12 protein-coding genes are annotated in these 14354 nt (G+C 69.3%); 1 reads left to right on the top strand and 11 read right to left on the bottom strand.

From position 1 onward, the window contains the following. Window positions 1-68: 68 nt before the first annotated feature. Window positions 69-302: a hypothetical protein gene (locus EHW97_RS08045; protein ID WP_124236656.1), complete on the top strand. Its 234-nt coding sequence runs from the start codon at window positions 69-71 to the stop codon at window positions 300-302. 192 nt (window positions 303-494) lie between these two features. Here the strand turns inward: EHW97_RS08045 and EHW97_RS08050 are convergent, their stop codons facing one another. The 11 genes from EHW97_RS08050 to ligA form a co-directional block, all read right to left on the bottom strand. Further along, window positions 495-1931: an SDR family NAD(P)-dependent oxidoreductase gene (locus EHW97_RS08050; protein WP_124236657.1), complete on the bottom strand. Its 1437-nt coding sequence runs from the start codon at window positions 1929-1931 to the stop codon at window positions 495-497. 30 nt (window positions 1932-1961) lie between these two features. After that, window positions 1962-3494 carry a SpoIIE family protein phosphatase gene (locus EHW97_RS08055; protein ID WP_124236658.1) on the bottom strand — a complete coding sequence of 511 codons (1533 nt, stop codon included), beginning with the start codon at window positions 3492-3494 and terminating at the stop codon, window positions 1962-1964. Between the two features lie 79 nt (window positions 3495-3573). Beyond that, window positions 3574-5277, bottom strand: a complete 1704-nt coding sequence (gene ilvD / locus EHW97_RS08060) for a dihydroxy-acid dehydratase (protein ID WP_124236659.1) — start codon at window positions 5275-5277, stop codon at window positions 3574-3576. Window positions 5278-5319: 42 nt separating this feature from the next. Next, window positions 5320-6006 (bottom strand): hypothetical protein, encoded by a 687-nt coding sequence (locus tag EHW97_RS08065; protein ID WP_166367443.1) that lies wholly within the window; start codon window positions 6004-6006, stop codon window positions 5320-5322. After that, complete coding sequence (locus tag EHW97_RS08070; protein ID WP_124236661.1) at window positions 6006-6620, bottom strand: SatD family protein; 615 nt, start codon at window positions 6618-6620, stop codon at window positions 6006-6008. The genes EHW97_RS08065 and EHW97_RS08070 overlap by 1 nt, the downstream gene beginning before the upstream one ends. A 44-nt stretch (window positions 6621-6664) precedes the next feature. Beyond that, on the bottom strand, window positions 6665-7660 hold the full coding sequence (locus tag EHW97_RS08075) for a patatin-like phospholipase family protein (protein WP_166367444.1): 996 nt from the start codon (window positions 7658-7660) through the stop codon (window positions 6665-6667). Between the two features lie 38 nt (window positions 7661-7698). Further along, window positions 7699-9198: an Asp-tRNA(Asn)/Glu-tRNA(Gln) amidotransferase subunit GatB gene (gene gatB, locus EHW97_RS08080; RefSeq protein WP_124236663.1), complete on the bottom strand. Its 1500-nt coding sequence runs from the start codon at window positions 9196-9198 to the stop codon at window positions 7699-7701. Between the two features lie 79 nt (window positions 9199-9277). Next, complete coding sequence (gatA, locus tag EHW97_RS08085; RefSeq protein ID WP_124236664.1) at window positions 9278-10756, bottom strand: Asp-tRNA(Asn)/Glu-tRNA(Gln) amidotransferase subunit GatA; 1479 nt, start codon at window positions 10754-10756, stop codon at window positions 9278-9280. Next, a complete protein-coding gene (gene gatC, locus EHW97_RS08090; RefSeq protein ID WP_124236665.1) occupies window positions 10753-11055 on the bottom strand; it encodes an Asp-tRNA(Asn)/Glu-tRNA(Gln) amidotransferase subunit GatC in 303 nt (100 codons plus the stop codon). Before gatC ends, gatA begins: the two co-directional genes overlap by 4 nt. A gap of 10 nt (window positions 11056-11065) precedes the next feature. Then, window positions 11066-12121: a hypothetical protein gene (locus tag EHW97_RS08095; protein WP_124236666.1), complete on the bottom strand. Its 1056-nt coding sequence runs from the start codon at window positions 12119-12121 to the stop codon at window positions 11066-11068. A gap of 64 nt (window positions 12122-12185) precedes the next feature. Further along, window positions 12186-14309, bottom strand: coding sequence for an NAD-dependent DNA ligase LigA (gene ligA / locus EHW97_RS08100; protein WP_166367445.1), 2124 nt, complete (start codon window positions 14307-14309; stop codon window positions 12186-12188). Between the last annotated feature and the right edge of the window lie 45 nt (window positions 14310-14354).

The following is a 14354-nucleotide window of genomic DNA, read 5'->3' on the forward strand; positions in this document are numbered from 1 at the left end:
GCCGCCGGTGCCGCCCTCACGCTGACGCTCGGTCTGAGCGCCTGCGGTGGGGAGACTCGCGCCCGAGCGTGGATGAGCTCTCCAAGTCCCTGCAGAGCGAGGACTCCGTCATTCCAGTCCCGGAGTCCGCCGCCGACTGCTTCGCCCAGGTCTTCCACGACTCCGACCTCTCCAACGAGACCCTGCAGGCCATGGTCGATCAGGACGAGGACTACGAGGGCTCCAAGAAGGACGAAGAGGCGCTCGACGGCCTTCAGGACACGCTGATCGAGGAGTGCTCGGACGCTGTCACCCAGCAGTAAGACCTCCGCTCCGACCGCCCCGCACCAGCTCGGTGCGGGGCGGTCGTGCGTTCTGAGGAGAGCTGCACAGCGGTGCGCCGAGCTGCTCGGGCGGCTGCGTGGAAGTGGTCCCACAGGGAGCGGAAGATCGTGCGTGATGACCCACCGCCCGCCCGACCGGTGCGTGACAGCTCACCGCTCGGAGCGGGGCGGTTACCAGGGGGCGGGCCGGTAGTCCTTGAGGAAGACGCCGTAGAGGTCCTCGCCGGCTTCACCGCGCACGATCGGGTCGTAGACGCGGGCCGCGCCGTCGACGAGGTCGAGCGGGGCTTTGAAGCCCTCCTCAGCGAGCCGCACCTTGGTGGTGTGCGGCCGCTCGTCGGTGATCCATCCCGTGTCGACGGCCGTCATGAGGATCTTGTCCGACTCGAACATCTCCCCCGCGCTCGTGCGGGTGAGCATGTTGAGCGCGGCTTTGGCCATGTTCGTGTGCGGGTGGCCCGGACCCTTGTAGCCGCGACCGAACTGCCCTTCCATCGCCGACACGTTCACGACGTAGGCGCGATGCGCGCCGGCCTCGACCGCCGCTGCCATCGCCGGCCGAAGCCGACTCACGAGGATGAACGGCGCGACGCTGTTGCAGAGTTGCACCTCGAGCAGTTCGAGGGCGTCCACCTGTCCGACGTGCTGGACCCAGCTGTTGGTGTCGACCACGTCCGGCAGCAGACCGCCGGCGTCGATCCGGGTCAGGTCCGCAGACCCCGCAGTGAGCGCCACCGCGGTCAGCGCGTCGGCGGTCGCCGCGTCACCGGCCAGAACCGGATGAGCCGCGACCGACCCGACGAGCGCCTCGGGGTGGGCATCGCTGGTGTGACCGAACGTCACGAGTTCGGGCACTCGACCCTCCGGCAGCGGTGCGGCCTCAGCCTCGATGAGTGACTGGTAGGCGCCCGGCGACCGTTTGACGGTCTGCGCGGCGTTGTTGATGAGGATGTCCAGCGGGCCTGCCGCTGCGACGTCGTCCGCGAGGCCGATGACTTGTGCCGGGTCGCGCAGGTCGATCCCCACGATCTTGAGCCGATCGATCCAGTCGCCGCTGTCGGGCATCGACTGGAAGCGGCGGACGGCGTCGCGCGGGAAGCGGGTCGTGATCGTCGTGTGCGCGCCGTCGCGCAGCAGCCGCAGCGCGATGTACATGCCGATCTTGGCCCGCCCGCCCGTGAGCAGGGCGCGCCTGCCCGTGAGGTCGGTCCGCGCATCGCGCTTGGCGTGGCTCGTGGCTGCGCACTCGGGGCAGAGCTGATGGTAGAACGCGTCCACCACGGTGTAGTCCTGCTTGCAGATGTAGCAGGGCCTCGGCACGATCAGCGTCCCCGCCGTGGCACCGCGAGCACTCGACACGAGCGGGAGCCCGGCGGTCTCGTCGTCGATGCGCCGCGGGGAGCCGGTCGCCGTCGCCTCGATCACCGCGCGGTCCGCGGCCGCGATGGCCTCGCGTTTGGCCTTGCGGCGCTGCTTCTTGACGTCCTTGTAGAACTTGCCGCACGCCCGGCGCAGCGCGACGTACGCCTCGTCCTCGTCGCCGAGGTACTGCGCGGCGTCGAGCACCTTCAGGGCGATGGCGAGCTCGTCGGGGTCGATGTCAGACACCGCGCGATTCTACCGGTCGCTCCCCCACCCTCAGCGGGCCCGGAGCACCAGCACCGCGACGTCGTCCTCGGCGTCGGCTGCGAACGTCGCGATGAGGTCGCACAGCGCATCCGAGCTCAGGTGGGTGTACCCCTGCAGCAGCGTGAGGAGCTCGTCCATGCCTTCATCCACGCCCCGGTCGCGGCGCTCCACGAGGCCGTCGGTGTAACAGACGATGGCGTCACCGGGCGCCAGCGGCGTGACGTGGTCGCGGCGTGGGGACGATCCGTCCACGCCGAGCATCAGTTCGGGTGCCGTCTCCAGCAGCTGCGCGCTGCCGTCCGCACACAACAGGATCGGCGCCGGGTGGCCGGCATTGCTCCATCGCATCTCGATGCCGTCCGGCTGCTCCTCCAATCGGGCGAACAGTGCCGTCGCTACGGCGCCCACGCCGAGGCCCTCGAGCGCCCGATCGAGCGCCTGCATGACGAGCCCGGGCGAGCCCGGCTGGGTGAACGAGATCCCGCGCAGCAGATTGCGCACCTGCGCCATGGCCGCTGCGGCCTCGCGGTCGTGGCCGGAGACATCCCCCACGGCGAAGGCCAGCGACCCGTCCGAGAGCGGGAAGACGTCGTACCAGTCACCACCGATCTGCGCCTGCTCGGCGGCCGCCTGGTAGCGGACCGCCATCTCGAACCGCTCCGGCGACCGCACCTCCGGCAGCAGACTGCGCTGCAACGTCTCGGCCAGTTGGCGCGTCAGCTCTCCGGCATGACGTTCGGCCTCCATCGCGGCGACGCGGTCGAGGGCCCGTCCGATCGTGTCGGCGACGACCTTGATGAACGCGGTCGTGTGATCGTCGATGACGAGGCCCGGGCTGAGGACCACGTCGAGCGCCAGTCGCGCCTCACCGCGCGCGGCACCGAGGTCCATGACGAGGTGTCGAGCGTCCCCCGGATCGACACTGGTGGACTCCAGAGGCACGATCGCGGCTGACGCCATGTCGGTGTCGGTCTGCGTCAGCACCTCGATGGCACGACGCACGGCGTCCGCGCGGCTCTGCGCAGGCAGCAACGCGTCAGCGAGCTGGACGATGAGCTCGCTGCGCCGGCTGATCGCCATCTCGCGCGTCGTCTCGACCATGACGTCGATGACGCCCTCGATCTCCCCGGAGGGACCGCGCACCGGCGAGTAGGAGTAGCTGAAGAAGCAGTCCTCGAGGAAACCGCGCCGGAAGAGCGGCAGTTTCTGATCGATGACGTGCGTCGCCACCCCGGTCTCCCGGGCCTGCCGCATGAGCGGCCCGATGACGTCCCACGCCTCGGGGAAGGCCTCGCGCGCCGGTCGGCCGAGGGCCGAGGGGTGCTTGTCGCCGATCACCGGCACGTACGCCTCGTTGTAGACCAGGACGTACTCCGGCCCCCACAGCAAGGTCATCGCGAACTTGCTGTGCAGCATCAGATCGACGGTGTCGCGTAACGTCACGCTCCACGTGGACGGATCACCGAGCGGCGTCGCCGCCCAGTCGATCTCGTCGTACGCCGGGCGGATCCGCCCGGCGGCGGTGAACACGTCACGATTCACCCCCGAAGTATAGGTCTCCGGGACGTTCTCAGCGCGCCGAGAACGCCGGCGGCGCAGGCGCCGTCAGCGTCCGGAACGCTCAGCCGCAGACCGCGCCGTCGGCAGCCGACGACACGAGCTTGCGGTACTTGGCCAGCACGCCGGTCGTGTACTTCGGCGGCAGCGGGCTCCAGCCCTCCTTGCGACGCTCGAGCTCCTCGGCGTCGATCTCCACCTCGAGGGTGCGGTTGGCCATGTCGAGCTCGATGATGTCGCCGGTCCGGACGAACGCGATCGGACCACCGTCGACCGCCTCAGGCGCGACGTGGCCGACGCACAGGCCGGTCGTTCCGCCGGAGAAGCGGCCGTCAGTGAGGAGCAGCACGTCCTTGCCGAGCCCCGCGCCCTTGATGGCGCCGGTGATCTTGAGCATTTCGCGCATGCCGGGGCCGCCCTTCGGGCCCTCGTACCGGATGACCACGACGTCGCCGGGCACGATGGTGCCGTCCTCGAGCGCGTCCATCGCGGCGCGCTCGCCGTCGAACACCCGAGCGGTGCCGCGGAAGACGTCGGAGTCGAAGCCGGCGCTCTTGACCACGGCGCCTTCGGGCGCCAGCGACCCGTGCAGGACGGTGATGCCGCCCGTGCGGTGGATCGGCTGATCGAGCGGGCGGATGACGCTGCCGTCGACGCCGCCGTCGAGGCCGAGGTCCGCGAGGTTCTCGGCCATGGTCTTCCCGGTGACCGTGAGGGTGTCGCCGTGCATGAGGCCGGCGTCGAGCAGCGCCTTCATCACGACCGGGATGCCGCCGACCTGGTCGACGTCGTACATGACGTACTTGCCGAACGGCTTGAGGTCGCCCAGGTGCGGAACCTTGTCACCGATGCGGTTGAAGTCGTCGAGGGTCAGCGGGACCTGCGCCTCGCGCGCGATCGCCAGCAGGTGCAGGACGGCGTTGGTCGATCCGCCGAGGGCCATGACGACGGCGATGGCGTTCTCGAAGGCCTCGAGCGTCATGATGTCGCGGGCGGTGATCCCCTTGCGGAGCAGGTTCACCACGGCCTCGCCGGAGGCCTTGGCGTAGCCGTCGCGGCGACGGTCGATCGCCGGCGGCGCGGCCGAGCCGGGAAGGCTCATGCCGATCGCCTCGGCGACCGAGGCCATGGTGTTGGCGGTGTACATGCCGCCGCACGCGCCCTCGCCGGGGCAGATGTTGCGCTCGATCTTGTCGAGCTGCTCGCGGGAGATGAGCCCCTTCATGCACGCGCCGACACCCTCGAAGCCGTCGATGAGGGTGACGTCCTCGCCGTCGACCTTGCCCGGCATGATCGTGCCGGCGTACAGGAAGACGCTGGCGAGATCGAGGCGCGCGGCCGCCATGAGCATGCCGGGCAGGCTCTTGTCGCATCCGGCCAACAGGACGGAGCCGTCGAGGCGCTCAGCCATCATCACGGTCTCGACCGAGTCGGCGATGACCTCGCGGCTCACCAGCGAGAAGTGCATGCCCTCGTGGCCCATCGAGATGCCGTCGGACACGCTGATGGTGCCGAACTCCAAGGGATACCCGCCGCCGGCGTGAACGCCTTCCTTCGACGCCTTGGCCAGGCGGTCCAGCGAGAGGTTGCACGGCGTGATCTCGTTCCAGCTCGAGGCGACGCCGATCTGGGGCTTCTCCCAGTCGTCGTCACCCATGCCGACGGCACGGAGCATGCCGCGCGACGCGGTGGCCTCGATGCCGTCGGTGACCGGCCGGCTGCGCGGCTTGATGTCGATCTGGTCGGAGGTGCGGTCCGCGGGGGTCATGGGCAAAAGAGTACGCCGCACATCCGGCGACTCGGTTGCGGGTCAGAACAATGGGACGGCGGCAAAGGCCAGTGCCCAGCTCACGAAACTGCCGACGAGGACGTATTCGGCCCTGCTCCCACCGGCCGCATCGCGGGAGATCTCGGGGAATCGCAGCACCCCTTTCGCCGCCATGACGGCGGCCACCGCCGCGTACTGCCCGGCCAGCGCCATCGCGAAGATGAACACGCGCTCGATCGGCCCGAGGATCCGCCCACCCTGGAGTTCCTGCTCTTCCTCGAGCACAGCGGGGCCGGCCTTGCGCAGAACCGCCCTGACCACGACGTTGGCCGACTGCACGAGGAACACCACGACGGCGAGTCCGAGCACGGCTGCGTCCAGCGGGACCGACTGCAAGGCGGGGATCTCGAGGCTGTCGTACCAAGGCTCGATGGGGGGTTCGTGACGCGGCACGTGTTGTCCGAACAGCAGCGCGGCGGCCACCGCTGCCGCGCCTGTGATCAGCCCGTACAACCGCGCGGCGGTCTGCGCCGACAACCATGCCACCACCACGGCCATTGCCGGGACCGCGACCCAGATGCCCTCGCGACCGAATCCCAGCGCCGCCGCGCCCAGCACGAAGACGGCCAGCGCAGTGAGGAACGGGACCTCCAGCACGTGAGTGCGGCCGCCGGGACGACGGACGAGGTCGGCGGCGCCGAGAGCTGCGAGCAGGAGGGCGGCGAGCATCATGCGCGGGTCCAGAGTTCCTTCAGCACGAGGGCGCCGCTCTTGCGCAGGCTCTGGGACACGGCCGAACGGGTGATGCCCTCGGACTCGGCGAGCTCCGCCTGGGTCCGGCCGTCGAGCGCACCCAGGGCGAGGCGACGCTGGCGGGCGTCGAATCCGCTGACGATGTGGTCGCGGCATGCGGCGTAGCCGTTCACGTACTCCTCCTTCGCCTGATCCTCAGCCCACTGCACGGACGTGCGGACCCCCGGAACGCGTCGTTCGCGTGCTTCGAGCGACTCCAAGGCGGCTCGCGCCGCCCACCAGGCCGATCCGTCCTGCGTCAGACCGTACGAGGTCGCACCGACGACCGCGACGTCTCCCACGCCGATGCCCACGCGACAGTCGGCCGGATGCGGCAACGCCAGCCGTAGCACGAGGACGGCGTCGACGGCATCGGCGAGGTCGGCGTAGACTGCCTGGAACTCGTCGCCGATCGTCGGCTCAGGCGGTTGTTCGGCCCCCGGGATGCGCTGATTCGCCGCGTCGCACGCGGCCAGCAGCGCACGCTGCAATGCAGCACGGTCGTCCCAGCTGCGGGAGTTGACGAGATCCCCGATCAAAGCGACAGCCATATGCTTACCTTCTCACAAATCAAGCTATACGGTTGACACGTGTTTCACGACAAGACCGGGCGCGACAGTCGCGGACCGTCGGGATGCTTCGCGATCCATCGCCGTGCCGCGGTGTGACCGGCCTCGAAAAGACTCTGCTGCTGGTCCGGTGTGAGGTCGAAATCGGTCCAGCGCACTCCCCGCGGCTTGGCGAAGATGCTCCGGTCGACGTCCACCGGATCGCTGACATGACGGATCTGTGTGGAGTCCACGGTGGTGAAGATCAGGTTCATCAGCAACGAGACCGGACCGGTGACGGGCTTGGCCTTGGCCCGCTCTCCTGCGGGCGAACTGAGCCTCACTCCGATCGTGGGCCACCGGCTCGGCAGACCATCGGTGCGGTCGAAGATCTCGATCGGATAACTGCGCAGCAGCGAACCGTCCGCGAGGGTCGACACGCCGAACGACGATTTCATGCGCACGGGCTCGAACAGGAACGGGATGGCCGCTGATGCACGCACCGCGCGAGCCACCGGGAACGAGTCCGACTCGCGCCCGTACGCGGCCAGATCCCACGGCAGGTACATGACCCGCTGCCGCGAAAGATCGCTCGTGGTGATCACGAGCCGGTACGACAGATCCGGCGCCAGCGACGTTCCGGGGTCGTCGAACCGCAGATCGGCGAACGTCCGCACCCCCAGATCGCCGAGGACGCCGTCCAGCCAGCGCTGAAGGTGCGAGCCTTGGTACGCCCCGAGGTGGAACAGGACGCCCCAGGCGTCGGCCGCCCGCGGCCACCAGCGCAGCAGCCGACCACCGCGGCGGCGATCCAGCATCCCGCGGTAGTCGACGGTGCGCATGATGTCGTCGACACGATCCATCGATTCGCCGCGCTGCTGCATCGCTGCCATGATGGCGCCCACCAGCGCGCCCGCGGAGGATCCGGCGATCCGCTCGAACCGGTAGCCGTGCTCGGCCAACGCGACCGCGGCTCCCACAAGGGCGATGCCCTTGACTCCTCCCCCTTCGAGGACGAGATCGGCGCTGCGCTGAATCGTCACGCGCCCAATCTAGGCGGCTCCCTGGTGGTCCGCGAGCCTCAGCTGAGCTTCTCGAGGATGAGCTCGCGTACCCGAGCCGCGTCGGCTTGACCGCGCATCTGCTTCATGACAGCTCCGATGAGCGCACCGGCAGCCTGCACCTTGCCACCGCGGATCTTCTCGGCGACGTCCGGGTTGTCGGCGATCGCCTGGTCCACAGCGGCACTCAACGCGCCGTCGTCGGACACGACCTCGAGGCCACGAGCGGCGACGACCTCCTCCGCGCTCCCCTCGCCGGCGAGCACGCCGTCGAAGACCGAGCGAGCGAGCTTGTCGTTGATCCGGCCCGCGTCGATGAGCGACTGGATCTGCGCCACCTGCTGGGGCGTGATCGGCAGCTCGGCGATGTCGACGCCCTGCTCGTTGGAACGGCGCGCCAGTTCACCGAGCCACCACTTCTTCGCGGCAGCCGGCGAGGTGCCGGCCTCGATCGTCGCCGCGACGAGGTCGAGCGCACCCGCGCCGACCGTGTCGCGCATGTCCAGGTCGGAGAAGCCCCACTCGCTCTGCAGCCGCTTGCGCCGTTCAGCCGGGGGCTCCGGCAGGGTCGCCCGAAGCTCCTCGACCCACTCCCGCGACGGCGCGACGGGCGCGAGATCCGGCTCGGGGAAGTAGCGGTAGTCCTCGGCGTCGGACTTCTCGCGGCCCGCGGACGTGCTGCCGTCGGACTCGTGGAAGTGGCGCGTCTCCTGCACGACCGAACCCCCCGCGTCGAGGATGCCGGCGTGGCGGCTGACCTCGTAGCGGACGGCGCGTTCGACGGACCGGAACGAGTTGACGTTCTTGGTCTCGCTGCGGGTACCGAAGGTCGTGGTGCCGACCGGCCGCAGGGACAGGTTGACGTCGGCGCGCAACGATCCCTGGTCCATGCGCGCGTCGGACACGCCGAGCGCGAGCATGAGGTCGCGCAGGTGGTTGACGTAGGCACGGGCGACCGAGGGAGCCTTGTCGCCGGGCACCTCGATCGGCTTCGTGACGATCTCGATCAGCGGAATCCCCGCGCGGTTGTAGTCCAGCAGCGAGTGGGATGCGCCATGGATGCGACCGGTCGAACCGCCCACGTGCAGCGACTTGCCGGTGTCCTCCTCCATGTGCGCGCGCTCGATCTCGATGCGGAAGACCTCACCGTCGACCTCGACCTCGGTCCAGCCGTTGTACGCGATGGGCTCGTCGTACTGGGATGTCTGGAAGTTCTTCGGCATGTCCGGGTAGAAGTAGTTCTTCCGGGCGAACCGGCACCAGTCAGCGATCTCGCAGTTGAGCGCGAGGCCGATGCGGATGGCTGACTCGACGGCCTTCTCGTTGACCACCGGCAGAGCGCCGGGCAACCCGAGGCAGACGGGACAGACCTGCGTGTTGGGCTCGGCACCGAACGTGGTCGCGCAACCGCAGAACATCTTGGTAGCCGTGTTCAGCTCCACGTGGACCTCGAGGCCCATGACCGGCTCGTACCGGGTCAGGGCGTCCTCGAAGGGGACGAGGGTCGTCGTCGTGCTCATGCCGTCACCTGCCTGAGAATGCCGGCGGTCGGCAGACGCCGGCAGGAAAGGGTCCTGTTGGTTCGCTCGCTGAGCTCGCTCACGTGATCTCCTCCAGCCGCGGCATGTCCACGAGTCGTTCGAGGGCGGCGGCCGCGTTGTACAGGCGGTCGTCGGCCATCGCCGGCGCCAGGAACTGCACGCCCACCGGCAGCCCGGAGTCCTCGGCCAGGCCCACGGGCAGGCTGAGCCCGGGCACGCCTGCAAGGTTGGCCGGGATGGTGGCGACGTCCTCGAGGTACATCGACAGCGGATCGTCGGACTTCTCCCCCAGCTTCCACGCGGTGGTGGGAGCGGTGGGCGAGACGAGCACATCGACCTGCTCGAACGCGGCCTCGAAGTCGCGGGCGATGAGCGTGCGTACCTTCTGGGCCGAGCCGTAGTAGGCGTCGTAGTAGCCGCTCGAGAGTGCGTACGTGCCGAGCACGATGCGGCGCTTGACCTCGTCGCCGAAGCCGGCGTCACGGCTCGCCGCCATGACCTGCTCGGCGCTGGCACCCTCGTGCGGCATCACGCGCAGGCCGTACCGCATCGCGTCGAAGCGGGCGAGGTTGCTGCTGACCTCGCTCGGCATGACCAGGTAGTAGGCCGCGATGCCGTGCGAGAAATGCGGGCAGCTGACCTCGACGACCTCGGCTCCGGCCTTGGCGAGCAGCTCCACGGCGCGGTCGAACGCGGCGCGCACCCCGGGCTGGAAGCCCTCCCCGCCGAACTCGCGGACGACACCGATCCGAAGACCGGACACGTCGCCGCGGCGAGCGGCCTCGACGACGGCCGGCACCGGGCGCTCGATGCTGGTGGAGTCGAGCGGATCGTGCCCGGCGACCACCTCGTGGACCAGAGCGGCGTCCAACACCGTGCGGGCCATGGGGCCGACCTGATCGAGGCTGCTGGCCATCGCAATGACGCCGTGGCGCGACACGCCGCCGTAGGTGGGCTTGACCCCGACGATGCCGGTCATCGCCGCGGGCTGGCGGATGGAGCCGCCCGTGTCGGTGCCCAGCGCGAGCGGCGCCTCGAACGCGGCGACGGCCGCAGCGGAGCCGCCACTCGAACCGCCGGGAATGCGCGTGGTGTCCCAGGGGTTGCGGGCGGGACCGTACGCGGAGTGCTCGTTGGAGGATCCCATGGCGAACTCGTCGAGGTTGGTTTTGCCCAGGATCGGCAGGCCCGCCTCGCGCAGCCGGGTGACGACGGTGGCGTCGTACGGCGGGACCCAGCCTTCGAGCATCTTGGAGCCTGCCGTGGTCGGCTGGCCCGTCGTGACGATGAGGTCCTTGACCGCGATCGGGACGCCGGCCAGCGTGGCAAGCTGCTCACCTGCCGCTCGGCGTGCGTCGACGTCGCGCGCCGTGGCGAGCGCGCCCTCGGCGTCGACGTGCAAGAACGCGTTCAGTCGTTCGTCGCTGCCGGCGATCCGGTCCAGATAGGCCTGCGTGACCTCGACCGAGGAGGTCGAGCCGTCGGCGAGCGCCTCAGCGAGCGATGCCGCGGTGGCTGTGGTGACATCGATGCTCATTCTTCTCCCAGGATCTGCGGCACGAGGAAGCGCTGCTCCTCGCTCTCCGGCGCGCCGGCCAACGCCTCCTGCGGGGTGAGGCCGGGTCGGGGGACGTCGGCACGGAAGACGTTCGCCACCGGGATGGGGTGGCTCATGGGCGGGACATCGTCGCCGGCCACCTGCTGGACGACCTTGACGTGCTCGAGGATCGCGGGCAGTTCCGCGCCCAGACGGTCGAGCTCGTCGTCGGACAGGTCGATGCGAGCGAGGCTCGCGAGGTGGGCGACGTCGTCACGGGAGATCGCAGAAGACGACATGCCCTCCATCCTAGTGAGTGGGCACGATGCCGGGCCCCTCGCCTTCGCCGTTCACCGCGGCGGGGCCGAGGTCGGCCACGATGCGCTCGATCAGCGTGTCGAAGACCTCCTGGTTGCGCGACACTGTCGAGTGGGTGGCCTCCTGCGCCTTCGAGGACGTGGAGTAGAGGTCAGGCAGCTTGGACCACTCTTCGGTCTCGCGTCCGGGCGCCAGGGACGCGAGATAATGCGCCGCTACCAGACCCGGCCAGGACACCACGTCCTTGTCGGAGCGACGTTGGTGCCTGCGCATCGCTCGTTCGTTGTACATGTCGACGATGCCGTCGACGAGCGTCACCCGGTCGCGGTCGTAGCGGTCGACGTGACGATGCGTGCTCGACGCCTTCAGCTGCACGCCGCGCACCCGCCACCCGTCGCGCGGCTGGACGACGATGAGGTCCGCGTTGGCGGGGCCCGCCATGTTCTCGAACTGCGGGGGCGCTGGGATCACGAACGTTCCAGGGATGCGCCGGCACAGCTCCATCAGCGCGACCATGCCGTCCATCTCGGTCAGCGCGCCGATCATCCACCCGCGGAACTCCTCGAAATCGTCCGTGAAATACAGGTCGCGCTCGACCAGCTGGTCACGCGACCGCACGACCGTCAGCGCCGTCTTGGAGAGCTCGAAGCGGGCGCGGGTGACCTGCGAACCGGACAAGCTGGCCGTGCCGCCGTCGTACAGCAGCGTCTCCCACCAGCTGGCCACCGGAGCATTGAGCCGATGGAAGTTCAGCTCCATGAACAGCCGGGTGAAGTCCTGCGAGGAGGACAGACCCTCCAGCAGAGCGTCGAACTCGCGTTCCAGACCGCCCATGCCCCGATTGAGCCAACTCGTGTACCTGGTGGCCCACGTGCGGAATTGGAAACGCTGCGGCAGCGGTCGTCCGGTCAGCGCGTCGTGCAGGATACGCCCGAAACCGTGGGAGAAGCTGCGGGAGTCGACGAGCAGCTTGTCGATCCGGGGGCCGTACGACCGCGGCGAGACGGGGTCGCGCGGGTAGGCCAACGCGAACGTGCGCGGATCCATCAGAGCTCTCCCCTCGTCGACATACCCTCACCATACAAAAATGAGCTGCGACTTCGGGGCTTTTTCACGAAGTTGATGCGTCGGATTCGAGCGCCTGAGGACCGAGTTCGAGGAGCAGCTCGAATCGCTCCTCGTCGAGGATCGGGACCCCGAGCTGCTCGGCCTTGTCGGCTTTGGACCCGGGCGAGTCGCCGACTACGACGTAGTCGGTCTTCTTGCTCACCGAGCCCGAGGCCTTGCCGCCGCGGGCGATGATCGCCTCCTTGACGGAGTCGCGGGTGAATCGCTCGAGCGAGCCGGTGACGACGACCGTGAGCCCTTCCAGGGTGCGCTCCACGGTGACGTCGCGCTCGTCCTCCATGCGCACGCCCGCGGCCTGCCACGCGTCGACGATGCCGCGGTGCCAGTCGACGGTGAACCACTCGGCGACGGCCTCGGCGATCGTGGGGCCTACTCCCTCCGCGGCGGCGAGCCGCTCAGCGCTCGCCTCGCGGATCGCGTCCATCGAGCCGAACTCCGTGGCCAGCGCCCGGGCCGCCGTGGGCCCGACGTGGCGGATAGACAGGGCGACGAGGACCCGCCACAGTGGCTGGGTCTTGGCCTTCTCGAGGTTCTCGAGCAGTGCGACGCCGTTCGCGCTGAGGACGCGCTCGGGGGCGCCCGCCTGCCGCTCCGCCCGCTTGGCTGCCCGCGTGTACAGCGGAACCTTGAGCAGATCGTCTTCGGTGAGGGAGAAGAGCCCGCCCTCGTCGACGAGCACTCCGGCGTCGAGCAGTGCGGTGGCACCCTCCCAGCCGAAGACCTCGATGTCGAACGCACCGCGGCTGCCGACGTGCGTGAGCCGCTCGCGCAGCTGTGAGGGGCACGAACGCTGGTTGGGACAGCGAATGTCGGCGTCGCCCTCCTTCTCCGGCCGCAGTTCGGTACCGCAGGCGGGGCAGTGCGTCGGCATGACGAATTCGCGTTCGGAACCGTCACGCAGGGCCGGGACCGGACCGACGATCTCGGGGATGACGTCGCCGGCCTTGCGGAGCACGACCATGTCGCCGATGAGCACGCCCTTGCGCTTGACCTCGTGCTGGTTGTGCAGCGTCGCCATCTCCACGGTGGAGCCGGCGACCTTGACCGGCTCCATGACCCCGTACGGAGTGACCCGGCCGGTACGGCCGACGTTCACCCGGATGTCCAGCAGCCGGGTGTTGACCTCCTCGGGCGGGTACTTGAACGCGATGGCCCATCGCGGCGCACGGGACGTGGAGCCCAACCGGCCCTGCAGCGCGACCTGATCGACCTTGACGACGACGCCGTCGATGTCGTGCTCGACATCGTGCCGGTGCTCGCCGTAGTAGTCGATGAACTCGCGCACCTCGTCCATCGTGCGGACGACCTTGGCGCGGTCGCTCGTGGGCAGGCCCCAGGCCTTGAGGGCGGCGTACGCCTCGGACTGCCGGTCCGGGGTGAAGCCCTCGCGGTAGCCGAGGCCGTGACACACCATCGACAGCGGCCGGGACGCCGTGATCGAGGCGTCTTTCATGCGCAGCGAGCCGGCGGCCGCGTTGCGCGGGTTGGCGAACGGGGTCTTGCCCGACTCGGCCCAGGCGGCGTTGAACTCCTCGAAGGCCTGTGTCGGGAAGTACACCTCGCCGCGGATCTCGACGTAGGCGGGGACCGGGTAGTCGTCCGAGGGCGTCAGGCGATGCGGGATGACCTTGACGGTCTTGACGTTTCCGGTCACGTCCTCGCCGATGCGCCCGTCGCCACGGGTGACACCCCGGGTGAGGACGCCGTTCTCATAGGTGAGGGAGATGGCCAGGCCGTCGACCTTGAGTTCGCACAGGAAGTCCGCGCTCTCGGCCCCTTCGCGCACGATGCGCTGGTGCCAGGCGTCCAGCTCCTCGGCGCTGAACGCGTTGTCGAGGCTCATCATGCGCTCGCGGTGCTCGTACGGCTCGAAACTGCTCGAGGCGTACCCGCCGACGGTCTGCGTCGGCGAGTCGGGCGTGCGCAGCTCGGGGAGGCGTTCTTCGAGCTCCTCGAGCTCGCGCATCAGGGCGTCGTACTCGGCGTCGGAGATCGTGGGCGCGTCCTCGACGTAGTAGCGCTGGCGATGCTCTTGCAGCTGCTCGGTGAGGTCCTTGTGGCGCTGGCGCAGCGCGTCCTCGTCGCGGGCGGTCTCGTCCTCGGCCATGAGGTTGACATTAGCGCTACGGACGGACATCGACCGGCCGCGCTC

Origin of the sequence: Aeromicrobium camelliae, from assembly GCF_003850045.1 — a bacterium.
GTDB classification, from domain to species: Bacteria; Actinomycetota; Actinomycetes; order Propionibacteriales; family Nocardioidaceae; genus Aeromicrobium; species Aeromicrobium camelliae.